This is a genomic window from Nonomuraea guangzhouensis (assembly GCF_019396345.1).
Lineage (GTDB): Bacteria > Actinomycetota > Actinomycetes > Streptosporangiales > Streptosporangiaceae > Nonomuraea > Nonomuraea guangzhouensis.
The window spans coordinates 546,958-572,236 of the sequence record NZ_JAHKRM010000002.1; the positions used below are offsets into that span (position 1 = coordinate 546,958).

Genomic DNA, 25,279 nt, shown 5'->3' on the forward strand with positions numbered 1-25,279 from the left:
CGCGGGAGTCCGCGGGGCGCTGTGAGGGAGAAACATGAGCCTGCTAGAGGTGACCGACCTGAAGGTGACCTTCCCCACCTCCGACGGCCTGGTGCAGGCGGTGCGGGGACTGTCGTTCACCGTCGACCGCGGCCGGACGCTGGCGATCGTCGGCGAGTCCGGGAGCGGCAAGACCGTGAGCACCCAGGCCATCCTCGGCCTCTCCCCCGGGGCCGACATCTCCGGCACCGCCCTGTTCGAAGGCGTGGACCTGCTCCAGCTCGACCGCGAGCAGCTGCGCCGCATCCGGGGGGCGGAGATCAGCGTCGTCTTCCAGGACCCGCTGACCAGCCTGCACCCGCTCTACAAGGTCGGCTGGCAGATCGAGGAGCTGTTCCGGGTCCATCAGCCCGGCACCGGCCGCGCCGAGGCCCGCAAGCGCGCGATCGAGCTGCTCGGCCTGGTCGGCATCCCCCGGCCGGACCGGCGGGTGGACGACTATCCGCACCAGTTCTCCGGCGGCATGCGGCAGCGGGCGATGATCGCCATGTCGCTGGCGCTGAACCCGAAGCTCATCGTCGCCGACGAGCCGACCACCGCGCTCGACGCGACCGTCCAGGCGCAGATCCTCGAACTCATCGGCCGGGTCCAGGCCGAGTTCGACATCGCGCTCATCCTCATCACGCACGACCTCGGCGTCGTGGCGGGCATCGCCGACGAGGTGCTGGTCATGTACGCGGGGCTGGTGGCGGAGCGGGCCGACCGGCGCACCCTCTACTACCGCCCCCACCACCCCTACACCAAGGGCCTGCTGGAGTCGATCCCGGGCAGCACGGGGGCCCGCGGCGGGCGGCTGCGGCCCATCCCCGGCTCCCCGCCGTCGCTGATCGACATCCCCTCGGGCTGCGCCTTCCACCCGCGCTGCCCGTACGCCATGCCGGTCTGCGCGGCCGAGCGGCCACCGCTGGCCAAGGTCACGGGCGGCGGCGGGCACGCCTCGGCCTGCTGGCTGCCCCATGAGGCGGTCGGGCTCGGCCCGGAGGCCGACGCGCTGCGGCTGCGAGCGAAGGAGGCCTGATGCTCCTCGAAGTCGAGAACGTCGTCAAACACTTCCCCATCACCACCGGCATGCTGGTCAAGCAGACGGTCGGGCACGTACGGGCCGTCGACGGGGTGAGCTTCGACCTGTCGCCGGGCGAGACGCTCGGGCTGGTCGGCGAGACCGGCTGCGGCAAGTCGACCCTGGCCCGGTGCGTCGCGGGCCTGCACCCGGTCACCTCCGGCCGGGTCCGCTTCGACGGCGACGACATCACGAACCTGCCCAGGGCCAGGATGCGGGCCTACCGGCGCGACATCCAGGTCATCTTCCAGGACCCCTACGGCTCGCTGAACCCGCGCAGGCGCGTCGGCTCGATCATCGCCGACCCGCTCGTGGTCCACCGGGTGAGCAGCGGCGCCGAGCTCCGCCGTACCGTGCAGGAGCTGATGGAACGGGTGGGGCTCAATCCCGAGCACTACAACCGGTTCCCGGCGGAGTTCTCCGGCGGGCAGCGGCAGCGGATCGGGGTGGCCAGGGCGCTCGCGCTGCGGCCCCGGCTGATCATCTGCGACGAGCCGGTGTCGGCGCTGGACGTCTCCATCCAGGCGCAGATCCTCAACCTGCTGAAGGATCTGCAGGACGACTTCGGCCTGACGTATCTGTTCATCGCGCACGATCTGTCGGTGGTGCGGCACATCAGCGACCGGATCGCGGTCATGTACCTGGGCAAGGTCGTCGAACTCGCGGGGGCCGACGAGCTGCACGAACATCCCCGGCATCCGTACACGAACGCCCTCCTTTCCGCCACGGCGGTGGCCGACCCGGACGAGGCCGGACGGCGGCGGCGCATCATCCTCACGGGCGACGTCCCCTCGCCGATCGACCCCCCGTCCGGCTGCCGCTTCCATCCCCGCTGCCCGAAGGCGCGCGACCGCTGCTCGCTGGAGGAACCCCTGCTGGTGCCCCGGGATCACCTGGTGGCCTGCCACTTCCCCGTCGAGGCGGGCGAGGACCTGACCGTCGGGAGGACCGCATGACGCTGACGGAGATCAGACCCGACGCGGTCACCGATCGGACGATCGCCGGCCGCAGCCCGTGGCAGCTCGCCTGGGCCAGGATCAGGACCGACAAGGTCGCGCTGGTCTCCGGCCTGACCGTGGTCCTGCTCTGCGCGCTGGCGCTGGCCGCCCCGCTCATCGCCGCGTGGAACGGCCACGACCCGGACGAGCAGTTCCGCGACACCGGCATCACCGCCCAGGGGCTGCCGATCGCGCCGAACGGCACGTTCTGGTTCGGCACCGACCGCCTCGGGCGCGACCTGTTCATCAGGGTCCTGTACGGGGCGCGGGTCTCGCTGCTGGTCGGCGTGGTCGCCACCGGGCTGGCCGCGCTGGTGGGCGTCGTCATCGGCCTGCTGGCCGGCTACTACGGCGGCGTCATCGACACCGTGCTGTCCCGGCTCATGGACGTGGTGCTGTCGTTCCCGTACCTGATCTTCGCCATCGCGGTGGTGTCGATCGCCGGGCCGTCGCTGACCGCGACGATCGGGGTGATCGCCTTCTACTCGTGGGCGGCCATCGCACGGGTGGTGCGCGGCCAGACGCTCTCCCTGAAGGAACGCGAGTACGTCGAGGCCGCCCGGTCCATCGGCTGCGGTGACCTGCGGATCATGTTCGTCGACATCCTGCCGAACCTGCTCGCTCCGGTCATCGTCCTGACCACGCTGCTCGTGCCGGCGGCCATCGTCTTCGAGTCGACGCTGTCGTACCTGGGGCTCGGCATCGTGCCGCCCACCCCCTCCTGGGGCAACCTGCTCAGCGAGGCGCAGGGCTTCTACCGGGTCGCCTACTGGTACCTGGGCTTCCCCGCGGCCACCCTGCTGCTCACCACGCTCGCCTTCAACCTGGTCGGCGACGGCATCAGGGACGCCATCGACCCGCGCACGGAACGCCTGTTCAGCCGCCGTCGCCGCCGCTCTGCCCGTAAGGGGGCCTGATGCTCCGCAGATTCCTGCTCCGGCGGGCGCTGCTCGGCGTGCTCGTCCTGTGGCTCGTCACGCTGGGCACGTTCCTGCTGTTCTTCGTCGCCCCCAGCGATCCCGCCAGGACGCTGGCCGGTCGCCAGGCCACGCCCGAACAGGTGGAGCTCATCCGCCACAACCTCGGCCTGGACCGCCCGACCCTCGTCCAGTACCTCGACTACCTGAACCGCCTCATCCACGGCGACCTCGGCCAGTCGTACTTCTCCGGCGAATCCATCGGCAAGATCCTCTCCGAGGACTTCCCGCCGACGGCCTCGCTCGTGATCGGCGGCGCGATCCTCTGGGTCGTCATCGGCGTCGGCGCCGGAGTCCTCAGCGCCACCCGGGCGCGCTCCCTCCTGGACCGCGTCGTGACGTTCCTGGCGCTGGCCGCCGTGTCCATGCCCACGTTCGTGGTCGGCCTGCTGCTGTTGTACTTCATGTTCTTCCAGCTCACCATGGCCGGGGCGCCGCTGCTGCCGCCGGACTCGTACGTGTCGTTCACCGACAGCCCCGGCGAATGGGCCCGCCACCTGATCCTGCCCTGGATCACCCTCGCCATGGTCCAGGCCGCCTCCTACGTACGGCTGACGCGCGGGTCGATGCTGGACACCCTCGGCGAGGACTACATCCGCACGGCCCGCGCCAAGGGCGTCCCCGAAGGCCAGGTCATCTACCGGCACGGCTTACGCGCCGCCCTGACTCCGGTGGTGACGCAACTCGGCGTCGACGTGGGCACGCTGATCGGCGGGGTGGTGGTGACGGAGTCGGTCTTCGGGCTCGGCGGCATCGGGCAGGCGGTGGTACAGGCGTTCGTCAGCGGCGACCTGCCGGTCATCATGGGCGTCGTCGTCCTCGCCACCACCGCCGTCGTCCTGGCCAACCTCCTGGTGGATCTCGCCTACGGCCTCCTGGACCCCCGCATCCGCCTGGCCTGACACCCGCACAGTGGGGGTGTGGGCCGGGCCGGGGCGAGTGTGGCTGGGGCGGAACCTCCCTCCCGCCCCGGCCACACCGCCCTTTTTGCCCGCCGCCAGCACAATCCACGGACCGGGGCCAAGAAGACGCACGTCACGGCGCCCAGCCCGGTAAACCGGAGGAGTGTGCCCCTGGAGAGACCCCGGCCCCGTGTGGCGGGTGGGGCTGGCCCATGCTGGCCGTAAAACAAGAAAGAAGCAGGTCGACGACCGACCCCTGCCCCTGGACAGACCCCAGCCTCATACGGCGGGTGGCGCCCACCGTGCTCAGCCGTACAGAAAAATGATCGTGAGGCTGGTGACCTCGACCGTCAGCGGGCGAACTCGGTCGCGCGGGACTCCCGAACAACAGTGATGCGGATCTGCCCCGGATAGGTCAGCTCCTCCTCGACCTGCTTCGCCACATCCCGCGCGATCACCTGCGCCTGGATGTCGTCGATGGCGTCAGGCTTCACCATGACCCGGATCTCCCGCCCCGCCTGCATGGCGAACACCTTCTCCACCCCCTCATACGACTGCGCGATCTCCTCCAGCCGCTCCAGCCGCTTGACGTACGCCTCCAGCGACTCCCGTCGCGCCCCCGGACGGCTGCCGCTGATCGCGTCGGCCGCCTGCGTGAGCACGGCCTCGACCGTGCGGACCTCGACCTCGTTGTGGTGCGCCTCGATGGCGTGCACCACGTCCTCCTGCTCGCCGTATCTGCGGGCGATCTCCGCGCCGATCAGCGCGTGACTGCCCTCGACCTCGTGCGTCAGCGCCTTGCCGATGTCGTGCAGCAGGGCGCAGCGCTTCATCAGCGGCTGGTCCATCTTGAGCTCGGCGGCCATGATGCCGGCGATGTGCGCGGACTCGATGAGGTGTTTGAGGACGTTCTGGCCGTAGGAGGTGCGGTATCGGAGCTGGCCGAGCAGCAGCGTCAGCTCGGGGTGCATGTCCGTGATGCCCAGCTCGACCAGCGCGTCCTCGCCCGCCCGCGCGCACAGGTCCTGCACCTCCGCGCGGCTGCGCTCGTGTGCCTCCTCGATGCGCTGCGGGTGGATGCGGCCGTCGAGCACCAGCTTCTCCAGCGTGAGCCGGGCAGTTTCCCGGCGCACCGGGTCAAAACACGACAGCAGCACCGCTTCCGGGGTGTCATCGATGATCAGGTTCACGCCGGTCGTCGACTCGAACGCCCGGATGTTGCGCCCTTCACGGCCGATGATCCGGCCCTTCATCTCGTCACCGGGCAGGTGCAGCACGCTGACCACGGACTCGGCCGTCTGCTCCGCCGCCATCCGCTGCACCGCCAGCGTCACGATCTTGGTAGCGCGCTTCTCGCCCTCCTTGCGGGCGTCGCCCTCGATCTCCCTGATGATCAGGGCGGCCTCGCGCTTGGCCTGGTTCTCGATCTCGCGTACCAGCTCGCCCTTGGCCTGCTCGCCGGTGAGCCCGGCGACGCGCTCGAGAATCACCCGCCGCTCATCCTCGACCTGCAGCAACTCCGCCCGCCTGTCGGCCAGCTCGACCTCGGTCTCGGTCAGCTTGCGATCGCGCTCGGCCTGCCGCCTGGCCTCCTCGTCGAGCCGCTGCTCGCGCTCGGCCAGCCGTCCTTCCCGGCGTTCGAGATCGGCCCGGAGCTCCTTGAGCTCCGCCTTGAGTATCCGGCCCTCTTCCTCGACCTCGCGCCGCAACTGCGCCGCACTCTCAGCGGCGGCCGCCGACCTGCGCAGGATCTCCTCCGCGTCGGACTCGGCCTTGTCCCGGATCTCCCCGGCCTCTTCACGAGCCTGTTCGATCTCCTCGTGTACGGCCTGCAACTGCTCGGGGCTCGGTTTGAGCACTCGCGAACCGCTGCCTGACGTGCGACGGACGACGATGAGCAACGCGGCGATCATCCCGAACGCCAGCAGGAGCACCGCCACCGACAGCACCACGACAAGCGGCCCCATGTGCTCCCCGCCCTCCTCGCGTCGTCAAGACTCGTAACGCGCCCTCAAAACGGGAGGGGTCACATGCGCGGCGCTGATCGCCCAAACGGCACCTTCACCACGACCGATATCCAACCAAGACTGACCGGGCGTCGACTGGCATAGCCGACACCTCGCCTGCCTCGATCCTTCGAGCTCGTTCGTCCGTCAATCACCGGTATGGCAATCCGCACTGCGCGGAGTAACTCCTCACTGCCGTCGAGGTTATGCGTCGAACAAGTCACGAGCAAGCAAACGAGTCATCAAGCGTGTCTTACGGGCTTGCATCTTGCCATTCAGTCAGATTTCCAGCTTCTGACCCGAAATACCCCTCTGCACACACCTATGGACGCGCGCAGGCATTGACCCAACGGCGAACCGGACACAGACCGAAAGTGACTTGGCGACGGACCGAACGCAGAACGACGTGACCCGGTGACGGACCGAACACAGACCCCGAGCGACCCGGCGGCGGGCCAGACGCAGACCGGGGAATGATCCGATAGCGGACCAGACACAGAACGACGTGCCCCGGCGATGGGCCCGGCATAGACCCGGAGCGACCGGGCGGCGGGGGCCGGACACAGACCAAAAGCGACCCGACGGCGGGCCCGCTGTGCGTGGTCAGGAGAAGTCGTCCTCTATTTCGACACCTTCCGTCTCCAGGGCCTCGCGGATGACGCGGAAGGCCAGCCCAGGGGCGTACCCCTTTCTGGCCAGCATTCCGGCAAGGCGGCGAGTGCGGACCTGGGGATCGAGGCCGCGGGTGGAGGACAGCTTGCGTTCCACGAGGCGCCGCGCCGTTTCGGCCTCCTGGTCGGGGTCGAGGCGGTCCACGGCCTCGTTGACGGTCTCGGAGTCGACACCCCGGTGGCGAAGCTCCGCGGCCAGGGCGCGCTTGGCCAGCCCGCGACCGTGGTGGCGGGAGTCGACCCACGCTTCGGCGAACGCCTCGTCGTTGATGAGGCCCAGCTCGGAGAAGCGGTCGAGGACCGTCTCCGCGGCTTCGTCCGGCACGTCACGCTTACGCAGCGCCTCGGCTAGCTGGGCTCGCGTCTTGGGGGCCATCGTGAGCAGGCGAAGACAGATGGCCCGAGCCACCGACTCGGGGTCGGCGTGGGGAGTGGCACCGGCGGCCGACTCCTCATCGGGCCCATCGGGAAGCCACCCGCCACGCCCCCGAGACCCCGCCGAACGCGCCCCTTTCCCACCTGACCGACGCCCTCTACCGGACCGCTTTTCCCCACGCCGACCGCCCTGGTAGGAACCAGCTCCGGATGATCCGTCGGAGTAGGGCGCGTCGCCAGGGTGACCGCCTTGGAAGGGCCCGTCCTCGGGCTGGCCACCGAAGTAGGAACCCGCCTCGAACTGACCCTCCGGGAAGAGAGTGTCCGCAGGCTGACCCCCCAGGCGGGGGCCGTCATTGGACTGACCGTCCCCGGACAGGCCGCCGGAGTGCGAGCCGGCCTGGGATTGACCGCCGTGATAGGAACTGCCCCCAGGCTGACCGCCCAGACGGGGGCCGTCCTCAGGCTGACCGCTTTCGGTGCCCAGCCCGTACGACGGATCGCCTGAGAATGGCACGTCACCTCGCGGAGACAGACTGCCTTCAGTGGACGGTGAGGCGTCTTGGGCAGGCGGCCAGGCGGTTTCCTGGGACGTGGTTGAGAGGCGCTCGTCGGACTGCCCACCGCCCAGCTCAGGGCTCGGCTCGGGAGACGAGTCGGGGCGTGCCTCAGGGGCCGGCTCAGAGGGTGGTGGGTCGGTTGGTGGGCGGGGACGCTCGCGCCACTCGCTGAGTGACGGCCAGCCCCCCGACGACGCGCCACCAGACCGTTCACGGCCGGCCCGTTCCCGACCTGAACGGTCCTGGCTGGACCGGTCCTGGCTGGACCGGTTCCGGCTGGGCCGGGCCTGGTCGGATGGCTGGCCGCCCCAGGCTGGGCTGTCCGAGGGGTGGGACGGCCAGGTGTCCGAGGTCGGGGGCAGCGGTGGGGGGTTGTCGCTGGAGGTGCGGCGTTTGCGGCGGCGGCTCGGAGGTGGGGTGGGGAGGTCGGGCCAGGCGCCCCAGTCGTGGGAGTGGGGCGCCTGCGGCGGGTCCGTGTCACTCATGCGGCGACCGATCAGACGTCACCGGGCTTCGGCGTGGCGGCCTTGGCGCCGCGGCCCGAGGGAGCGGCGGCCGGGGCGGGGGGTGCCGCGGGTGCCTCGGCGGGAGCGTCGAGGCGGGGACCGACGCCGAGCTTGTCCTTGATCTTCTTCTCGATCTCGTTGGCCATGTCGGGGTGGTTCTTCAGGAAGTTGCGGGCATTTTCCTTGCCCTGGCCGAGCTGGTCGCCCTCGTAGGTGTACCAGGCGCCGGACTTGCGGACGAAGCCGTGCTCGACGCCCATGTCGATGAGGCCGCCCTCGCGGGAGACGCCCACGCCGTAGAGGATGTCGAAGTCGGCGACCCGGAAGGGCGGGGCCATCTTGTTCTTGACGACCTTGACTCTCGTGCGGTTGCCGACCGCCTCCGTGCCGTCCTTGAGCGTCTCGATGCGGCGGATGTCGAGGCGGACCGAGGCGTAGAACTTGAGCGCCTTGCCACCGGTCGTGGTCTCGGGCGAGCCGAACATGACGCCGATCTTCTCGCGGAGCTGGTTGATGAAGATGGCGGTGGTGCCGGTGTTGCTGAGCGCGCCGGCGACCTTGCGCAGGGCCTGGGACATCAGGCGGGCCTGGAGGCCGACGTGGCTGTCGCCCATCTCGCCCTCGATCTCCGCCTTGGGAACCAGCGCGGCCACCGAGTCGATGACGATGATGTCGACGGCGCCCGACCTGATCAGCATGTCGGCGATCTCGAGCGCCTGCTCACCCGTGTCGGGCTGGGAGACGAGCAGGGCGTCGGTGTCGACGCCGAGCTTCTTGGCGTATTCGGGGTCGAGGGCGTGCTCGGCGTCGATGAACGCGGCGATGCCGCCCGCGCGCTGGGCATTGGCCACCGCGTGCAGGGCGATCGTGGTCTTACCCGAGGACTCCGGGCCGTAGACCTCGACGATCCTGCCCCGCGGCAACCCTCCGATGCCCAGCGCGACGTCCAGGGAGATCGAACCCGTGGGGATCACCTCGATGGGGGCTCGGGCGTCGTCGCCGAGGCGCATGACGGAGCCCTTACCGAACTGCCTCTCGATCTGAGCGAGGGCGGTCTCGAGGGCCTTCTCGCGGTCGTTGATAGCCATGGGAACTCCCCCTGGAGGGTTGTGGTCCGATCAGTCGAGTGAAAGCTACGGCCTGCCACCGACAGTTTTGCGGAGTCGTTGGTGGGAGAGCGTGGCCTGGCAGGTTCCATGGTAGCCGAACGGCTGTTCGATCACACACGGAACACGCAGTACACGGCAGGGAACCTTGAGTGTCCCGTGACTTCGGACCTTGAGCTCTTGTCATCGAGGGCTGAGCGGGTCAGGTGCGCCGGCTTGTCGCGGGACCTGGCTCCGATCTTCAATGCCGGCGGTTGTTCACAGGCGGGCGGTCCACTCGTCGGCCGTGAGGACCTCAGCGCCCCTGGCCGGGAAGACGCGGTTGATCAGGAAGTCGTGCACGTCCGGTTCCCCGTCGGCGCACGCGTCGCTGAGTACGGTCAGGCGGTAGTCGCGGTCGGCGGCGTCGTAGAGCGTAGCGGCGACCATCGCCCCGGTCGCGACACCGGTCAGCACGATGGAGTCGATGCCCTGGGCGCGCAGGAGCAGATCGAGGTCGGTCGCCGCGAACGCGCTGGCGCGGCGCTTGAGGACGACGGCCTCGCCCGGCAACGGCTCGATGCGCGGATGCACGAGCGTCTCGGGGGATTCTTCGTGGAACAGCGTCCCGGCCCCGTGCAGAGTGCTGACCAACTGGTTTCCCGCCACATCAAGGCCTGAGGCCCGGAGCCCGAAACGGATGAAGATCACTGGGATTCCGGAGGCTCTGGCCGCGGGGAGAACCTTTTCCATGGCGGGAAGTACACCGGCGGCGAAGGGGTAGTTGTCCACAATGCCCGCCTGCAGGTCGCCGACGATGAGCGCGGTGGTGGTCATAAGGTTTCCCTATCTGTTCGGTACGCCATCGGCCTTTCTCCACAGTCGTGGCCTGGACGTTGTTGTCGTCGATCTTGTACGACGATAGCGGGACAGGTTCGGGTATGAGCCCTTGAACGCGGCGTCGCGCCTCAATCCCCGACAAAGCAGAACTCGTTGCCTTCCGGGTCGGCCATCACCTGGAAGGAGCCTTGGTCGTCGGTCACCGTCTCCCCGATCCGCGTGGCGCCCAGTCCCAGCGCCCGGGCGATGGCGGGCAGGATGGCGTCGACCTCGATGTCCAGGTGCAACCGGTTCTTCACGGCCTTGTCCTCGGCAACCGGCTGGAACGCCAGCCGTACGGCTCCGGGAAGTTCGATGTGAGACCAGCCCCGGGCACGATCCACCGGGTCGCCACCGAGCAGGGCGGCCCAGAAGCGGACCAGGCTCTTCGGGTCCCGGCAATCCACCACGATCTGGTTGAGGCGCGCACGCATGACGGCCAGGGTAGCGACCACGTCGAGCGGCGCCGTACACACAACAGACATTCATAGGCAATGCGCCGTACGTGTTGTCACACCCCATGAGCTGGGGAGACTCTGAACCTGAGGCTTGGAGGCGGCGACGTGACGAGCAGCACGTACACCGGAGAACGACGCGCCCACCTGGAAGCGCTCGCCGCGTTGTTGCCCGGTCACGGGCTGGCGAGCCGCATGGTCGGCGGTGAGGAGCCGGTGCTGTGGGCGTGGTATCCCCGCACCGGCAGGCAGACGCTCGTCTTCGCCACCCCCGGGCGTCATGGGTGGGAGTTCCTGTGGTCGCCCGGCGGTCAGGGCACCGCCGACGACCTGCCCCAGACGGTCCGCGCGCTGAAGGAGAGCATGGATCCGGGGAGCTAGCGGAGCCGGGAGGAGACGTTTTCGACCTGGCAGACCGCGCGCCAGACGGTCTTGGCGCTCTCGCCGTCGGCCAGCGCCTGGTCGACCGTGCGCCCGTCGAGCGGGGCGATCACGTAGTCGCGGGCCCACGAGTCGGCGTACGACTCGCCGAAGTGGGCACGCATCCTTCTCCAGAACTCGGTCAGGCGCATCACCCAAGTATGGAACCGCCGCGAGAGTGGTAGGACACCCCCATGGCAAAGACCCCCAAGTCCTCCCCTCCCAAGTCCGCCAAGTGCCGAGCCAACCGGACGAAGCGCCGCCAGCTCCGCTTAGCCCAGCGCTTAGCCGTACAACAGGAAAAAGCCGAACGAGCCGAAAGGCACGCGGGCATCAAGCAGGAACCTCGGGCGGGCACACCGCGGACGCGTAGAGCGTCGCGACGGTAGTTCACATCACGCGCGAGCCGTACATCTCCCCCAGATGGTCGGCGAGCAGCTCCAGCCGGGCGCCGTCGGGGTCCTTGAAGTAGATGGAGGCGCCGCTCTCGATCTGGTGCGGCACGCCGGCCATCTCCAGTTTGCCGCGCAGCCGTTCCCAGGTGGCGGGGTCGACGGAGATCGCGATGTGGTGCAGCCCGCCGAGCACCTCCTGGTAAGGGCCGAGGTCGAGCCCCGGGAAGTCGAAGAAGGCCAGCAGGTTGCCGTTGCCGATGTCGAAGAAGAAGTGGTTGGAGCCCTTGTAGTCCCGGTTCTCGAAGATCTCCGTCAAGGGGAACTCAAGCAACTCCTGGTAGAACTTGACCGTCCGCTCCACGTCCGACGACAGGAGAGCGAAGTGGTGCAGGCCGCGCGCGCTGCTCGACGGTCGGTGCGCTAATAGATAGCGCTCCCTGATGTCCTCGCGGCGGGTCTCAATGGCTGCGTAGTCGATGCCCACGATCGCTCTATGTCCGCAGCGCCCCCGCCTCAATCGCGCACCACCGCCACAATGCGTTTTCTGTCGGTGCCGCGAGGCACTATGTGCAGGTGAGCTCGCTAGACCATTTCACCCACGGGACCAGGCAGTGGTTCGCCGGAGCGTTCGAGGCGCCCACGAGCGCGCAGGCAGGCGCGTGGGAGTCCATCGCGCGCGGCGACAACACGCTCGTGGTGGCGCCCACCGGGTCGGGCAAGACGCTGGCGGCTTTCCTGTGGTCGCTCGACCGGCTGGCCGCCGACCCCACCCGGGCCGATCCGAAACAGGCCCACAAGGGGACCAAGGTCCTGTACGTCTCGCCGCTCAAGGCGCTGGCCGTCGACGTGGAGCGTAACCTGCGTGCCCCGCTGGCCGGGCTCAAGCAGACCGCGCGCCGGCTGGGCCTGCCGGTGCCGGACATCTCGGTGGCGATCCGCTCCGGCGACACCCCGGCCGAGGACCGCAGGCGGTTCGCCGCCAAGCCGTCCGACATCCTCATCACCACGCCGGAGTCGCTGTTCCTGCTGCTCACCAGCCAGGCGCGCGAGGCGTTGCGCGGCGTCGAGACGGTGATCGTCGACGAGGTGCACGCGGTGGCCGCCACCAAGCGCGGCGCGCACCTGGCGCTCAGCCTGGAGCGGCTCGACGCCCTGCTCGAGCGGCCCGCGCAGCGGATCGGGCTGTCGGCGACGGTGCGGCCGGTGAGTGAGGTCGCGGCGTTCCTGGGCGGGTCCCGTCCCGCGACGGTCGTGCAGCCGCCCTCCGACAAGCGCATCGAGGTCGAGGTGATCGTCCCGGTCGAGGACATGACCGAGATGGAGGGCGGGCCGGGGCCCGCCGACGGCGAGGAGCCCGAGCCGTCCAGCCGGTCGATCTGGCCGCACGTCGAGGACCGGCTGTTCGACCTGATCGAGGCCCACTCGTCGACGATCGTGTTCGCCAACTCCAGACGGCTGGCCGAACGCCTGTGCACCAGGCTCAACGAGCTGGCCTACGAGCGGGTTCAGGGGCCCGAGGCCGTCGATCTGTCGATCTGGGAGACGCCCTCTCCGGGAGCGCCGCCGGGAGAGCCGCCCCGGCGGATGCCCGCGGAGATGATGGCGCAGGCCGGGGCGAGCAAGGGCGTGGTCACCGAGATCGTCCGCGCGCACCACGGCTCGGTGTCCAAGGAGGAGCGGGCGCAGATCGAGGAGGCGCTCAAGTCGGGCCGGCTGCCCGCCGTGGTCGCGACGTCCAGCCTGGAGCTGGGCATCGACATGGGCGCGGTCGACCTGGTCGCCTGTGTGGAGGCGCCGCCGAGCGTGGCGAGCGGGCTGCAGCGCATCGGCCGGGCGGGTCACCAGGTGGGCGCGGTGTCCAGGGGAGTGATCTTCCCGAAATACCGCGGCGACCTGATCCAGACCGCCGTGGTGGCCGAACGCATGAAGAGCGGCCAGATCGAGGAGCTGCGCTACCCGCGTAACCCGCTCGACGTCCTGGCCCAGCAGATCGTGGCGATGACCGCGCTGGAGGAGTGGACGGTCGACGAGCTGGAGGCCGTGGTCAAGCGGGCCGCCCCCTACGCGACGCTGCCGCGCACCGCGCTGGAGGCCACGCTCGACATGCTCGCGGGCCGCTACCCGAGCGAGGAGTTCGCCGAGCTGCGGCCGCGCGTCGTCTGGGACCGGGTGACGGGCACGTTGCGGGGCCGTCCGGGCGCGCAGCGGCTGGCGGTGACCAACGGCGGCACGATCCCCGACCGCGGGCTGTTCGGCGTCTTCCTGGTGGGCGAGAAGGCGTCGCGGGTGGGCGAGCTGGACGAGGAGATGGTCTACGAGTCACGGGTCGGCGACGTGTTCGTGCTGGGTGCGACCTCCTGGCGGATCGAGGACATCACCACCGACCGGGTGCTGGTCTCCCCCGCGCCCGGCCAGCCGGGCAAGTTGCCGTTCTGGCACGGCGACACGCCGGGAAGACCCGCCGAGCTGGGCGAGGCGATCGGCGCGTTCCTCCGCGAACACGCCGGAAACACCTCGACCGACCGCATGCGGGCCGCCGGACTCGACACGTACGCCGCCGGCAACCTCCGCGCCTACCTCGATGAGCAGCGCGAGGCCACCGGCTACGTCCCCGACGACCGCACGCTCCTGGTCGAACGCTTCCACGACGAGCTCGGCGACTGGCGCGTGGTCATCCACTCCCCCTACGGCGCGCGGGTCCACGCCCCGTGGGCTCTGGCGATCAACCGGCGGCTGCGCGAGCGTTACGGCCTCGACGTGCAGGCCGTGCACTCCGACGACGGCATCGTGCTGCGGATCCCCGACACGCTGGCCGAGCCGCCCACCGACGTGGCGGCCTTCGACGCCGAGGAGATCGAGCGGATCGTCACCGAGGAGCTGGGCGGCTCGGCGATGTTCGCCTCCCGGTTCAGGGAGTGCGCGGGCCGGGCCCTGCTGCTGCCGCGCCGCGTGCCCGGCAAGCGCAGCCCGCTCTGGCAGCAGCGGCAGCGGGCCGCCCACCTGCTGGGGGTGGCCTCCCAATACGCGTCGTTCCCGATCGTGCTGGAGACGATGCGCGAGTGCCTCCAGGACGTGTTCGACGTGCCCGGGCTGGTGCGGCTGATGCGTGACATCGCCGCGCGCCGGGTGCGGGTGGTGGAGGTGGAGACGTCGCAGGCGTCGCCGTTCGCCGCGTCACTGCTGTTCCACTACATCGGCGCGTTCATGTACGAAGGCGACGCGCCGCTGGCCGAACGCCGGGCCCAGGCGCTGGCGCTCGACACGACGCTGCTGGCCGAGCTGCTCGGCCAGGCCGACCTGCGCGAGTTGCTCGACCCCGACGTCATCTCCGACAGCGAACGCGAGCTGGCCCGGCTCGACCGGCCGTTGCGTGACGCCGAGGACCTGGCCGACCTGCTGCGCTCGCACGGGCCGCTGCTGGTGCCCGACGTGAGCGTACGCGGCGGCGATCCCGCCTGGCTGACGGAGCTCGAACGCGCCCGCCGGGCGATCAGGGTGCGGATCGCGGGCGAGGAGCAGTGGGCGGCGATCGAGGACGCGGCCCGGCTGCGCGACGCGCTGGGCGCGCCGCTGCCGGTGGGGATCCCGCACGCGTTCCTGGAGCCGGTCGCCGACCCGCTGGCCGACCTCGTGGCCCGTCATGCCCGTACGCGCGGGCCCTTCCACGCCGGCACGGCCGCCGCCAGGTTCGGGCTCGGCGTGGCCGTGGTGACCGACGCCCTGCGGCGGCTGGCGGCGTCCGGGCGGGTGGTCAGCGGGGAGTTCCGGCCGGGCGGCAGGGGCGAGGAGTGGTGCGACGCCGGGGTGCTGCGGATGTTGCGGCGCAGGTCGCTGGCGCGGCTGCGCAAGGAGGTCGAGCCGGTCGCGCCCGAGACGCTCGCGCTGTTCATGCCGGCCTGGCACGGCATCACCGGCTCGGCCCAGGCGCCACGCGGCGCGGCTGGTTCGGCTGGGTCGGCTCGGGCCATGGACGCGTTGATCCACAGCGTCGAGCAGCTCCAGGGGGCCGCCGTGCCCGCGTCGGCGCTGGAGACGCTGGTGCTGCCGTCGCGGGTGCCCGGCTACCACCCGGCGCTGCTCGACGAGCTGACCGCCTCGGGTGAGGTGATGTGGGCGGGCCAGGGGTCGCTGCCCGGCGGGGACGGGTGGGTGTCGCTCTACTTCGCCGACACCGCGCCGCTGCTGCTGCCCGAGCCCGGCCCGATCACGATGACGCCGCTGCACGAGCAGGTGCTCGACGTGCTGGGCGGCGGCGGGGCGCTGTTCTTCCGTGGCATCTCCGACCAGCTCGGCTCGCTCGACGACACGGCGCTGGTGTCGGCGCTGTGGGACCTGGTGTGGTCGGGCCAGGTGTCCGGTGACACGCTGGCGCCGTTGCGGGCCACCCTCGGGTCGGGACGTCCCGCGCATCGGCCGGCCACCACGCGCCGGCGGCGGGCCGTGCTGCCGAGCAGGACCGGGCCGCCCACCGTGGGCGGGCGGTGGTGGCGGCTTCCCGCACCCGCCGAGGACGCCACCCAGCGGGCGCAGGCGCAGGCCGAGGTGCTGCTCGAACGGCACGGGGTGGTGACGCGGGGCGCGGTGACGTCGGAGCGGCTGCCTGGCGGGTTCACGCCGGTCTATCAGGTGTTGCGGGCTTACGAGGAGAGCGGGCGGTGCCGCCGGGGCTACTTCGTCGAAGGGCTCGGGGGGGCGCAGTTCGCGCTGCCGGGAGCGGTCGACCGGATGCGGGCCATGGCCCCGAGCATCGCGCCGACCAGCCCGGCCCCGAGCGATCCCGCGGAGACCTTCGGGCGGGCGGGCGGCGGTGACGGGAGCACGGCGCGCAGGGCGGTCGGCGGTGACGGGAGCGCGGCGCGCAGGGCGGTCGTGCTGGCCGCCGCCGATCCGGCCAACCCCTATGGCGCGGCGCTACCGTGGCCGGCGCATCCCGGCGAGGTGGGGCACAAGCCCGGCAGGAAGGCGGGCGCGCTGGTGGTGCTGGTGGACGGCTTCCTCGTGCTGTACGTCGAGCGAGGCGGCAAGACGCTGCTGTCGTTCGCCGACGACGAGCGGCTGCGGCCGGCCGTGGACGCTCTGGCGCTGGCCGTACGGGATGGGGCGCTCGGCAAGCTGACCGTCGAGCGGGCGGACGGCACCTCGATCGGCGAGTCGCCACTGGCCGCGGCCCTGGAGGAGGCCGGGTTCCACCCGACACCGCGAGGTCTGCGCCTGCGCGCCTGACCGCACGATGCGGCGACCGCACCGGAAACTGCCGTAACTTGTATACGATTAGCCGTCAAATGACTGATCTGACACTGGGCGGCGCCCATCTCCCCCTTCGCGATCAAGTGACCGCGGAGATCCGCCGGCTCATCATCTCCGGCGAGCTCGCCCAGGGTGAACGCCTGGTCGAGGACCGGCTCGCGGCGCGGCTGGGCGTGTCGCGCAACCCGGTGCGCGAGTCCATCCGAGTCCTCGCCGCCGAGGGGTTCGTGCTGGTCATCCCCCGGATCGGCGCCACCGTGGCGCGCCTGTCGCCGGCGGAGGCCGAGGAGCTCTTCGACGTGCGGATGGCGATCGAAGGGCTGGCGGCCCGGCTGGCGGCGCGCAAACGCACCCCGGAGACGGCCGCGCGGCTGCGCAAGGTGCTCGACTCGGCCAGGGAGGCCGTCGAGGGCGGCCAGTTGGAACGGGTGGCCGACCTCAACACCGCCTTCCACCTGGCCGTGGGCGAGGTGGCGGGCAATTCCTACCTCAACCTGATGATGGCGCCGATGCTGCTGCGGGCCCAGTGGGTGTTCCGCCAGACCGCCGCCGTACGCGGACCGCACTCCTGGTCGGAGCACCTGAGCCTGTGCGAGGCCATCGCGGCGGGCGACGAGGACGAGGCCCAGGCCAGGGCGGTCGCGCACGTCGCGGCGGCCAGGAGGTCGTTCCTGGCTGCGGTGAAAGTCCCGAACGCTTAGAAAACGCTCATATAACAACATGGCTTGACGAAACACCATGGAAATCCGGGTTCTTGTATACAGTCTCCTAAAGTTCGCTCCCCCGGAGGCATCATGAGACCCAGGCTGGTCTTGACGCTCGCCGTACTCCCCATAGCTCTGGCCGCGTGCGGTGGCGGCGGTTCGGGCGGCACCCCCGTCGCCCCGTCCGTAGCCGACGCCACGGCCGACAACCGGGCCGTCAAGAGCGGCGGCACGCTGAACATCGCGCTCAACGCCGACCCCGACGCGCTCGACCCGAGCGTGTCCACCACGCTGGTGGGCCGCGAGGTGTTCGCGAGCATGTGCGAGAAGCTCTTCGACATCGACGCGAAGGCCACGCTGGTGCCGCAGCTGGCGGCCGCCCTGCCTGCCGTCTCGGACGACGGCAAGGAGGTGACGATCAAGCTGCGCGCGGGGGTGAAGTTCAACGACGGCACCGCGTTCGACGCGGAGGCGGTCAAGAAGTCGCTGGAGCGCCACCGTACCTGGGAGAAGTCGGCCCGCCAGTCCGACCTGGCCGCTGTGTCGAAGGTGAGCGTGGTCGATCCGGCCACCGTCAAGCTCACGCTGTCGCGCGCGTTCACGCCGCTGACGGCGCAGCTCGCCGACCGCGCCGGGATGATCATGTCGCCCAAGGCGCTGGAGACGGGCGGTGACAACTTCGGCGCGAGCCCGGTGTGCGTCGGGCCGTTCAAGTTCGGCAGTCGCACCTCCGGCAGCCAGATCGTGCTGGACAAGGCGCCCGACTACTACGACGCCGCCAAGGTGAAGCTGGACAAGCTCGTATACAAAATCATCGTCGACCCGAACGTACGGGCCGCGAACCTGAAGTCCGGCGACGTCCAGGTGGCCGACCAGCTCGCCACCACCACGGTCAAGGGCGTACAGGCCGACCCGAACCTCACCGTCGTGTCCGGCGGCGGCCTCGGCTACTACGGCCTCACGATCAACACCGGCAACGCCACCGGCTCCACCGAGAAGCCGGGCCCGGTCAACACCCCGCTGGCCAAGAGCCCGCAGCTACGCGAGGCGTTCGAGCTGGCGCTGGACCGCGACCAGATCAACAAGACCGTCTACAACGGCCTGTACGAGCCCGACTGCTTCCCGCTCCCCGCCGACAGCCCCTACCGCTCGCCCTCGCTCCAGTGCGCCAAGCGCGACCTGGCCAAGGCCAAGCAGCTGGTGCAGGCCTCCGGTGTGCCGACGCCCATCCCGGTCACGATGACCACGCCCAACGACGCAACCAACCAGCGCCTGGCCCAGGTCATCCAGCAGATGACCAAGGAGGCCGGCTTCAACGTCACCGTGCAGACGGCCGAGTTCGTCAGCACGCTGGAGCAGGGCAAGGCCGGCAAGTTCGACACCGTGCTCAACGGCTGGTCGGGCCGGGTGGACCCGGACGGCAACCTGTCGAACCTGATCACCAGCCGCGGCAGCAACAACTACAGCGGCATGTCCGACCCCGGCATCGACGACCCGATCAAGGAGGCCGCGGCGGCCACGGAGCCGGCCCAGCGCGCCGAGCTGTACGCCAAGGCGCTGCAGCGGGCCGCCGAGGTGCGCGGAGTCGTGTACCTCTACCACAACAAGTACTACCTGGGCATGAACAAGACCGTCGCCGGTGTCCAGTACTTCAAGGATGGTCTGCCCCGCTTCGTCACCGCTGGGTTCGCCGGCTGATGGTCTGGTTCATCCTCCGCAGGGCGGGGTCGGCGGTGATCGTGCTGTTCCTGGCCAGCATCCTGATCTTCCTCGGGATCAGGGCGCTGCCCGGGGACCCGGCCGTGGTGATGGCGGGCGAGGAGGCCTCACCCGCGGTGGTCGAGGCGATCCGGCACGAGTTCGGCCTGGACAAGCCGCTGCCGGCGCAGTACGTCGACTACGTGGGCCAGACCCTGTCCGGCAACCTCGGCCGCTCCACCCAGGACCAGCTGCCGGTGGCCGGCATCCTCGCCGAGCGGCTGCCGGTGACGCTGGAGCTGTCGGCTCTGGCCCTGCTGGTGGCGATCGTCGTCGGCGTCGGCGCGGGCATCGTGGCCGCGGTGCGGCGGGGCCGGCTGCCCGACTACGTGGCCACCGGCTTCGGCCTGGCTGGGCTGTCCGTGCCGCACTTCTGGCTGGGCCTGCTCGGCATCCTGCTGTTCGCGGTGACGCTGCGCTGGCTGCCCGCCTCCGGATACGTCCCCTTCACCCAGGACCCCGGCCAGAACCTCCAGCGCATGATCCTGCCCGCGCTGGTGCTCGGCACCGGGTTCGCGGCGATCCTGATGCGGCAGACGCGCTCGGCCATGCTGGGCGCGCTGTCGGCCGACTACGTACGGACCGCCCGGTCCAAGGGCCTGTCGGAGGCCAAGGTGGTGGGCGCGCACGCGCTGCGCAACAGCCTCACGACCGTGGTCACCGTCCTCGGCCTGCAACTCGGCGCGCTGATCAGCGGCGCGGTGGTGACGGAGCAGATCTTCGTCATCCCCGGTTTCGGCAAGTTGACCGTGGACGCGGTGCTCACCAGGAACTACCCCGTCATCCAGGCTGTGGTGCTGATCACGGTGATCGGGTACGTGCTGGTCAACCTGCTGGTCGACATCGCCTACGCCTTCCTCAACCCACGCATCCGGCTGTCGGGGGGCAGGCATGACTGACGTGGCGGCCGTACCGGTGACAACGGGCCGGGCCGACCGGCGCCGCAGGCTGTGGCGGCGCTTCAGGCGGCGCCCGATGCCGATGGCGGGGCTGGTGCTCGTCGCCGGGTTCCTGCTGCTGGCGCTGCTCGGGCCGCTGCTCACGGGCGATCCGTCGGCGCAGGACTACACCGCGACGCTCGCGCCCCCATCGGGGGCACACCCGCTCGGCACCGACGACCTGGGCCGGGACGCCCTGGCCAGGATCGCGCACGGCGCGCAGGTCTCGCTCCAGGCGGGGGTGCTGTCGACGCTGCTGGCCATGGTGGTCGGCATCCCGATCGGGCTGGTCGCCGGGTTCTACCGGCGCTGGCTGGACCCGGTCGTGATGCGGCTGGTCGACGTGACGCTGGCCTTCCCGTTCCTGGTGTTCGCCGTAGGCCTCGCGGCGATCATCGGGCCCTCGCTGAAGGGCGTGGTGCTGGCGCTCGGCTTCTCCCAGTTGCCGGCGGTCGTCCGGATCACCCGCGGCGAGGTGCTGGCGATCAGGGAGATGGACTACGTGGCCGCGGCCATCGCCGACGGCGCCGGCGACCGCCACATCCTGCTCCGCTACGTGCTGCCGAACTGCTCCAGCCCGCTCATCGTGCAGGCCACCGTGGCGATCCCGGCGGCGATCATCGGCGAGTCGACCCTGTCGTTCCTGGGCCTGGGGGTCCAGCCGCCGACGCCGTCGTGGGGCGTGATGCTCACCACCGCCCAGCAGTACCTCGACGTCGCGCCGTGGCTGGCGATCTGGCCGGGGCTGATGATCGCGCTGGCCACGCTCGGCTTCAACCTGCTGGGCGACGGGCTGCGTGACGTTCTCGACCCGAGGAGTGGCCGATGAGCCTGCTCGAGATCACCGACCTGACCGTCGACTTCGACACCGAGGACGGCCTGGTGCAGGCGGTCAGGGGCATCTCGCTCGAACTGGACGAGGGCGAGATCCTCGCGCTCTGCGGCGAGTCGGGCTGCGGCAAGTCGGTCACCGCGATGTCCGTGCCGAGGCTGCTGCCGCCGGACACGACCAGGCTGTCGGGCTCGGTCAAGCTAGACGGCCGCGAGCTGACCACGCTGCCCGAGTCTCGGATGCGGCAGATCAGGGGCAAGGACGTCTCGGTCGTCTTCCAGGAGCCGATGACCTCGCTCAACCCGTCGTTCACGGTCGGCTACCAGATCACCGAGGTGCTGCGCAGGCACGAGGGGCTCTCCCGCAAGGCCGCCGCGGCCCGCGCGGTGGAGCTGCTCGAACTGGTCGGCATCCCGCTGCCCGCCCGGCGGGTCAAGGAGTACCCGCACCAGCTCTCGGGCGGGATGCGCCAGCGGGTGATGATCGCGATCGCGGTGGCCTGCTCGCCGCGGGTGCTGATCGCCGACGAGCCCACGACCGCGCTGGACGTGACGATCCAGGCGGGCGTGCTCGACGTGTTCCGCGACCTGCGCGACCGGCTCGGCACCGCGGTCATCCTGATCACCCATGACCTGGGCGTGGTCGCCGACATCGCCGACCGGGCCGTGGTCATGTACGCGGGCCGGGCCGTGGAGCAGGCGCCCGTCGCCGAGCTGTTCGCCCGGCCGCGCCATCCGTACACTCTCGGCCTGATGAACGCCCTGCCGTCGGCCGCCGTGAACGGCCGGCTCGCCGAGATCCCCGGCATGGTGCCCTCGCCGCTGACGGATCCTGACGAGTGCGCCTTCCAGGCGCGGTGCGGCCGTGCGCAGCCCGACTGCCGCCTGCGACGGCCCGAGCTCGAACCCCAGCTGCTGGAGGCTCATCTGGCGGCCTGCTTCCACCCGGGAGGGCAGTCGTGATACTGGAGATCGACAATCTGGTCAAGCACTACGGCCAGGTCCGCGCCGTGGACGGCCTGTCGCTGAGCATCGGCGAGGGCGAGGTGCTCGGTCTCGTCGGCGAGTCGGGCAGCGGCAAGTCGACCGTGGGCAAGTGCGTGCTGCGGCTGACCGAGCCCACCTCGGGCGGCATCCGCCTCGCCGGCCGCGACATCACCCACCTGTCGCGCCGGGCCATGCGCCCGTTGCGGAGGGATGTCCACATCGTCTTCCAGGACCCGTACTCCTCGCTCAACCCGCGCTTCACGATCGAGCAGATCGTCGGCGAGCCGCTGCTGCACCACGGGATCGCGAGCCGGCGCGAGGCGGGCGGGCGGGTCGCCGCAATGCTGGAGCAGGTCGGGCTGCGGCCCGAGATGCGGACGCGCTTCCCGCACGAGCTGTCCGGCGGGCAGCGGCAGCGGGTGGGCCTGGCCCGCGCGCTGATCCTGGAGCCCAAGCTGGTGGTGGCCGACGAGCCGGTGTCCGCGCTGGACGTGTCGGTGCAGGCGTCGGTGCTCAACCTGATCACCGACCTGCAGCGGGAGATGGGCTTCTCCTGCCTGTTCATCACGCATGACCTGTCGGTGGTGGAGTTCCTGGCCGACCGGATCGCGGTCATGTACCTGGGCAAGATCGTGGAGTCGGGGCCGACGGCCCAGATCTTCGCCGAACCCCGCCACCCCTACACGCAGGCGCTGCTGTCGGCGGCACCGGTGGCCGACCCGGTCAGGCAGCGCGAGCGGCGCCGGATCGTGCTGGGCGGCGACGTGCCGAGCCCGGTCGATCCGCCGTCCGGCTGCCGCTTCCACACCCGGTGCCCGCTGGCGTACGACGCCTGCCGTACGAGCGAGCCCGAGCTGACAGACCCGCGCACGAGCGGCCATCCGGTCGCCTGCCACCTGGTCACGGCGGACCACGTGCCCGACGCGGCCGCCACCCGATGAGAGGACGCACTTTGTTCACCACCAGGCCCGAGCTGACCGGAGACTTCGGCATGGTGGCCAGCACGCACTGGCTGGCCTCCGCTACCGGCATGGGCGTACTCGAACGCGGCGGCAACGCCTTCGACGCGGCCGTCGCCGCCGGGTTCGTCCTCCAGGTGGCCGAGCCGCACCTGAACGGGCCCGGCGGCGAGGTGCCGATCCTGCTGTGGAGCCAGGAGGAGGAGCGGGTGTCGGTCGTGTGCGGGCAGGGCGTCGCCCCCGCCGCCGCCACGATCGACCGCTTCACCGGCCTCGGGCTCGACGTGGTGCCCGGCACCGGGCTGCTGGCGGCCACCGTGCCCGGGGCGTTCGGCGGCTGGATGGCCATGCTGGAGCGCTGGGGCACCTGGACGCTGGCCGATGTGCTCGAACCCGCCATCCACTACGCCACGCACGGCGTCCCGGTGCTCGACCGGATCGCCGCCACGGTCTCGTCGGTCGAGCGGCTCTTCCTCGAGGACTGGCCGACGTCGGCGGCGACCTGGCTGCCCCACGGCAAGGTGCCGGGCGCCAAGCTGACCAATCCGGTGCTCGCCGCCACCTACCGCAGGCTCGTCTCCGAGGCGGGAGCGGCGTCGAGCACCCGCGAGGGGCAGATCGCGGCCGCCCGCGACGCCTGGTACCGGGGGTTCGTCGCCGAGGCGATCGCCGCGTTCAGCACCGGCACCGCCTGGCGCGACAGCTCGGGCGAGGCGCACAGCGGCCTGCTCACCGGCGACGACCTGGCGGGCTGGTCGGCCTCGGTCGAGGACCCGGTCACCTTCGACTACCACGGGCACACGGTGTGCAAGACCGGGCCGTGGGGGCAGGGGCCGGTCTTCCTGCAGCAGCTCGCCCTGCTGTCCGGGTTCGACCTGGACGGGATGGGGCAGCTCAGCGCCGACTACGTGCACACGGTGATCGAGAGCGCCAAGCTCGCCTTCGCCGATCGTGAAGCCTGGTACGGCGACACCGAGGTGCCGATGGCCGACCTGCTCGACGACGAGTACAACGCCAAGCGCCGCGCTTTCATCGGCGCCGAGGCCGGCGTGGAGCTGCGGCCGGGCGCGCCCGGTGGGCGCACGCCGCGCCTGCCCGTGTTCCCCGCCCCCGGCACGGTCAGCACCGCGCCGGGCATCTCGGGCGTACGGTCCGGGGTGGGCGAGCCCACGGTCGGCTCCGACGGTTCCACCCGTGGCGACACCTGTCACCTGGACGTCGTGGACCGGCACGGCAACATGGTCTCCGCCACGCCGAGCGGCGGCTGGCTGCAGAGCTCGCCCACCATTCCCGAGCTGGGCTTCTGCCTGGGCACCCGGGCGCAGATGTTCTGGCTGCAGGAGGGGCTGCCCGCCTCGCTGCGGCCGGGAACGCGGCCGCGGACCACGCTGTCGCCGTCGTTCGCGCTGCGCGACGGCAAGCCGTGGCTGGCGTTCGGCACGCCCGGCGGCGACCAGCAGGACCAGTGGAGCGTGAACTTCTTCCTCTCCGTCGTCCACGGCGGGCTGAACCTCCAGGAGGCCGTCGACGCCCCCATGTTCCACTCCGAGCACTTCCCCAGCTCCTTCTACCCGCGCGGCTCCCGGCCCGGCGTCATGCACGTCGAGAACCGGGTGGACCCGGCGGTGGTCGCCGAGCTGCGGCGGCGTGGCCACCGGGTGGAGGTCCAGGGACCCTGGACGCTCGGCAGGCTCAGCGCGGTCGCGCGTGACGGCGACTTCCTCAAGGCCGCCGCCAACCCGCGCGGGGCCCAGGGCTACGCGGCCGGCCGATGATCGAGCTCTCCGAGATCGCCTTCCTGGCGGGGGCGGGGCTGCTGGCCGGGGCGGTCAACGCCCTGGCCGGCGGCGGCACGCTCGTCTCCTTCCCGGCGTTGCTGGCGCTCGGCTATCCGAGCATCACCGCCTCGGTGACGAACGCGGTGGCGCTGTGGCCCGGCTACCTGGGCGGCGTCCTGGGCTACCGGGCGGAGCTGCGCGGGCAGCGGCGCCGGGCCACGGTCCTGTCGGCCACCGCCGTGCTCGGCGCGATCGCGGGCAGCTCGCTGCTGCTGCTCACGCCGGGACGGCTGTTCGACTCGCTGGTGCCGTGGCTGGTGGCCTTCGCCAGCCTGGCGCTGCTGGCCCAGCCTTGGCTGCGTAAACGCTTCGAGGGCGACGGGCGGCAGGGCACGAGCAGGCTGATCTACGTCGGGGTGTTCCTCGGCGGGTGTTACGGCGCCTACTTCAACGGCGGCATGGGGGTGCTGCTGCTGGCGGTGCTCGCGCTGTTCCTGCATGACAACCTGCATCGGGTCAACGCCGTACGGGCCACGCTGTCGCTGGTGATCAGCACGGTGTCGGTGGTGGCGTTCTCGCTGTTCGGGCCCGTGCGGTGGGAGGCGGTGGCGGTGGTCGCGCCGGCCAGCCTGGCGGGTGGCTTCCTCGGCACCCGCGTGGCCCGGCTGATGCCGCCCGCGGTGCTGCGCGGCGTCGTGGTCGTCTTCGGACTGGGCGTAGCCACGCTGCTCGCCCTGCGCTGAACCTGG

22 protein-coding genes are annotated in these 25,279 nt (G+C 70.8%); 15 read left to right on the plus strand and 7 right to left on the minus strand.

Features of this window, described 5'->3' with window-relative positions; translation table 11 throughout:
- Positions 1–34 precede the first annotated feature (34 nt).
- The 4 genes from KME78_RS05545 to KME78_RS05560 are packed head-to-tail and all read left to right on the plus strand — an operon-like array spanning position 35 to position 3,976.
- Complete coding sequence (locus KME78_RS05545) at positions 35–1,057, plus strand: ABC transporter ATP-binding protein (protein ID WP_219527641.1); 1,023 nt, start codon at positions 35–37, stop codon at positions 1,055–1,057.
- Complete coding sequence (locus KME78_RS05550) at positions 1,057–2,055, plus strand: ABC transporter ATP-binding protein (protein WP_219527642.1); 999 nt, start codon at positions 1,057–1,059, stop codon at positions 2,053–2,055. Before KME78_RS05545 ends, KME78_RS05550 begins: the two co-directional genes overlap by 1 nt.
- A complete protein-coding gene (locus tag KME78_RS05555) occupies positions 2,052–3,014 on the plus strand; it encodes an ABC transporter permease (protein ID WP_219527643.1) in 963 nt (320 codons plus the stop codon). The genes KME78_RS05550 and KME78_RS05555 overlap by 4 nt, the downstream gene beginning before the upstream one ends.
- A complete protein-coding gene (locus KME78_RS05560; RefSeq protein ID WP_219527644.1) occupies positions 3,014–3,976 on the plus strand; it encodes an ABC transporter permease in 963 nt (320 codons plus the stop codon). Before KME78_RS05555 ends, KME78_RS05560 begins: the two co-directional genes overlap by 1 nt.
- Before the next feature lie 350 nt (positions 3,977–4,326).
- Here the strand turns inward: KME78_RS05560 and rny are convergent, their stop codons facing one another.
- Complete coding sequence (rny, locus tag KME78_RS05565; RefSeq protein WP_246650398.1) at positions 4,327–5,943, minus strand: ribonuclease Y; 1,617 nt, start codon at positions 5,941–5,943, stop codon at positions 4,327–4,329.
- A 642-nt stretch (positions 5,944–6,585) separates the two neighbouring features.
- Positions 6,586–7,062, minus strand: a complete 477-nt coding sequence (gene recX / locus KME78_RS63950) for a recombination regulator RecX (protein ID WP_372454875.1) — start codon at positions 7,060–7,062, stop codon at positions 6,586–6,588.
- 216 nt (positions 7,063–7,278) lie between these two features.
- Here recX and KME78_RS63955 point away from each other — a divergent pair, with 216 nt between their 5' ends.
- Positions 7,279–7,536, plus strand: coding sequence for a hypothetical protein (locus KME78_RS63955; RefSeq protein ID WP_246650400.1), 258 nt, complete (start codon positions 7,279–7,281; stop codon positions 7,534–7,536).
- A 548-nt stretch (positions 7,537–8,084) separates the two neighbouring features.
- On the opposite strand, the gene recA is transcribed toward KME78_RS63955, so the two are convergent.
- The 3 genes from recA to KME78_RS05585 form a co-directional block, all read right to left on the minus strand.
- A complete protein-coding gene (gene recA, locus KME78_RS05575; RefSeq protein ID WP_219527646.1) occupies positions 8,085–9,182 on the minus strand; it encodes a recombinase RecA in 1,098 nt (365 codons plus the stop codon).
- Between the two features lie 276 nt (positions 9,183–9,458).
- Complete coding sequence (locus tag KME78_RS05580) at positions 9,459–10,016, minus strand: cysteine hydrolase family protein (RefSeq protein ID WP_219527647.1); 558 nt, start codon at positions 10,014–10,016, stop codon at positions 9,459–9,461.
- A 131-nt stretch (positions 10,017–10,147) separates the two neighbouring features.
- The gene (locus tag KME78_RS05585; RefSeq protein ID WP_219527648.1) at positions 10,148–10,492 is read right to left on the minus strand and encodes a VOC family protein; all 345 of its coding nucleotides are present in this window, start codon (positions 10,490–10,492) and stop codon (positions 10,148–10,150) included.
- 129 nt (positions 10,493–10,621) lie between these two features.
- On the opposite strand from KME78_RS05585, the gene KME78_RS05590 reads away from it, so the two are divergent.
- Positions 10,622–10,894 carry a hypothetical protein gene (locus KME78_RS05590; RefSeq protein ID WP_219527649.1) on the plus strand — a complete coding sequence of 91 codons (273 nt, stop codon included), beginning with the start codon at positions 10,622–10,624 and terminating at the stop codon, positions 10,892–10,894.
- Here the strand turns inward: KME78_RS05590 and KME78_RS05595 are convergent.
- Together KME78_RS05595 and KME78_RS05600 are read right to left on the minus strand one after the other, a co-directional pair.
- Entirely contained in the window at positions 10,891–11,085 is a 195-nt protein-coding gene (locus KME78_RS05595) for a DUF3046 domain-containing protein (RefSeq protein ID WP_214638510.1), read from the minus strand. The two genes, KME78_RS05590 and KME78_RS05595, sit on opposite strands and share 4 nt — an antisense overlap.
- Before the next feature lie 238 nt (positions 11,086–11,323).
- The gene (locus KME78_RS05600) at positions 11,324–11,812 is read right to left on the minus strand and encodes a VOC family protein (protein ID WP_219527650.1); all 489 of its coding nucleotides are present in this window, start codon (positions 11,810–11,812) and stop codon (positions 11,324–11,326) included.
- A gap of 89 nt (positions 11,813–11,901) precedes the next feature.
- Between KME78_RS05600 and KME78_RS05605 the strand changes: the two genes are divergently transcribed.
- The 9 genes from KME78_RS05605 (at position 11,902) to KME78_RS05640 (ending at position 25,273) form a co-directional block, all read left to right on the plus strand.
- The gene (locus KME78_RS05605) at positions 11,902–16,551 is read left to right on the plus strand and encodes an ATP-dependent helicase (protein ID WP_219527651.1); all 4,650 of its coding nucleotides are present in this window, start codon (positions 11,902–11,904) and stop codon (positions 16,549–16,551) included.
- A gap of 59 nt (positions 16,552–16,610) precedes the next feature.
- Complete coding sequence (locus KME78_RS05610) at positions 16,611–17,276, plus strand: GntR family transcriptional regulator (RefSeq protein ID WP_219527652.1); 666 nt, start codon at positions 16,611–16,613, stop codon at positions 17,274–17,276.
- A 93-nt stretch (positions 17,277–17,369) separates the two neighbouring features.
- Positions 17,370–18,977 carry an ABC transporter substrate-binding protein gene (locus KME78_RS05615; RefSeq protein ID WP_219527653.1) on the plus strand — a complete coding sequence of 536 codons (1,608 nt, stop codon included), beginning with the start codon at positions 17,370–17,372 and terminating at the stop codon, positions 18,975–18,977.
- Positions 18,977–19,936 carry an ABC transporter permease gene (locus KME78_RS05620; RefSeq protein ID WP_219527654.1) on the plus strand — a complete coding sequence of 320 codons (960 nt, stop codon included), beginning with the start codon at positions 18,977–18,979 and terminating at the stop codon, positions 19,934–19,936. Before KME78_RS05615 ends, KME78_RS05620 begins: the two co-directional genes overlap by 1 nt.
- Positions 19,929–20,804: an ABC transporter permease gene (locus tag KME78_RS05625; protein WP_219527655.1), complete on the plus strand. Its 876-nt coding sequence runs from the start codon at positions 19,929–19,931 to the stop codon at positions 20,802–20,804. Before KME78_RS05620 ends, KME78_RS05625 begins: the two co-directional genes overlap by 8 nt.
- Positions 20,801–21,769: an ABC transporter ATP-binding protein gene (locus tag KME78_RS63960; RefSeq protein ID WP_246650402.1), complete on the plus strand. Its 969-nt coding sequence runs from the start codon at positions 20,801–20,803 to the stop codon at positions 21,767–21,769. Before KME78_RS05625 ends, KME78_RS63960 begins: the two co-directional genes overlap by 4 nt.
- Entirely contained in the window at positions 21,766–22,734 is a 969-nt protein-coding gene (locus KME78_RS63965; RefSeq protein WP_308126817.1) for an ABC transporter ATP-binding protein, read from the plus strand. Before KME78_RS63960 ends, KME78_RS63965 begins: the two co-directional genes overlap by 4 nt.
- A complete protein-coding gene (locus tag KME78_RS05635) occupies positions 22,731–24,527 on the plus strand; it encodes a gamma-glutamyltransferase family protein (protein ID WP_219527656.1) in 1,797 nt (598 codons plus the stop codon). Before KME78_RS63965 ends, KME78_RS05635 begins: the two co-directional genes overlap by 4 nt.
- Positions 24,524–25,273 carry a sulfite exporter TauE/SafE family protein gene (locus tag KME78_RS05640; protein ID WP_219527657.1) on the plus strand — a complete coding sequence of 250 codons (750 nt, stop codon included), beginning with the start codon at positions 24,524–24,526 and terminating at the stop codon, positions 25,271–25,273. The genes KME78_RS05635 and KME78_RS05640 overlap by 4 nt, the downstream gene beginning before the upstream one ends.
- Positions 25,274–25,279: the final 6 nt, after the last annotated feature.

Excerpts from the sequence above, each read along its gene's own strand:
- KME78_RS05545 (WP_219527641.1), top strand. The coding sequence starts at position 35 with ATGAGCCTGCTAGAGGTGACCGACCTGAAGGTGACCTTCCCCACCTCC.
- KME78_RS05550 (WP_219527642.1), top strand. The coding sequence starts at position 1,057 with ATGCTCCTCGAAGTCGAGAACGTCGTCAAACACTTCCCCATCACCACC.
- KME78_RS05555 (WP_219527643.1), top strand. The coding sequence starts at position 2,052 with ATGACGCTGACGGAGATCAGACCCGACGCGGTCACCGATCGGACGATC.
- KME78_RS05560 (WP_219527644.1), top strand. The coding sequence starts at position 3,014 with ATGCTCCGCAGATTCCTGCTCCGGCGGGCGCTGCTCGGCGTGCTCGTC.
- rny (WP_246650398.1), bottom strand. The coding sequence starts at position 5,943 with ATGGGGCCGCTTGTCGTGGTGCTGTCGGTGGCGGTGCTCCTGCTGGCG.
- recA (WP_219527646.1), bottom strand. The coding sequence starts at position 9,182 with ATGGCTATCAACGACCGCGAGAAGGCCCTCGAGACCGCCCTCGCTCAG.
- KME78_RS05580 (WP_219527647.1), bottom strand. The coding sequence starts at position 10,016 with ATGACCACCACCGCGCTCATCGTCGGCGACCTGCAGGCGGGCATTGTG.
- KME78_RS05585 (WP_219527648.1), bottom strand. The coding sequence starts at position 10,492 with ATGCGTGCGCGCCTCAACCAGATCGTGGTGGATTGCCGGGACCCGAAG.
- KME78_RS05595 (WP_214638510.1), bottom strand. The coding sequence starts at position 11,085 with ATGCGCCTGACCGAGTTCTGGAGAAGGATGCGTGCCCACTTCGGCGAG.
- KME78_RS05610 (WP_219527652.1), top strand. The coding sequence starts at position 16,611 with ATGACTGATCTGACACTGGGCGGCGCCCATCTCCCCCTTCGCGATCAA.
- KME78_RS05615 (WP_219527653.1), top strand. The coding sequence starts at position 17,370 with ATGAGACCCAGGCTGGTCTTGACGCTCGCCGTACTCCCCATAGCTCTG.
- KME78_RS05620 (WP_219527654.1), top strand. The coding sequence starts at position 18,977 with ATGGTCTGGTTCATCCTCCGCAGGGCGGGGTCGGCGGTGATCGTGCTG.
- KME78_RS05625 (WP_219527655.1), top strand. The coding sequence starts at position 19,929 with ATGACTGACGTGGCGGCCGTACCGGTGACAACGGGCCGGGCCGACCGG.
- KME78_RS63960 (WP_246650402.1), top strand. The coding sequence starts at position 20,801 with ATGAGCCTGCTCGAGATCACCGACCTGACCGTCGACTTCGACACCGAG.
- KME78_RS05635 (WP_219527656.1), top strand. The coding sequence starts at position 22,731 with ATGAGAGGACGCACTTTGTTCACCACCAGGCCCGAGCTGACCGGAGAC.
- KME78_RS05640 (WP_219527657.1), top strand. The coding sequence starts at position 24,524 with ATGATCGAGCTCTCCGAGATCGCCTTCCTGGCGGGGGCGGGGCTGCTG.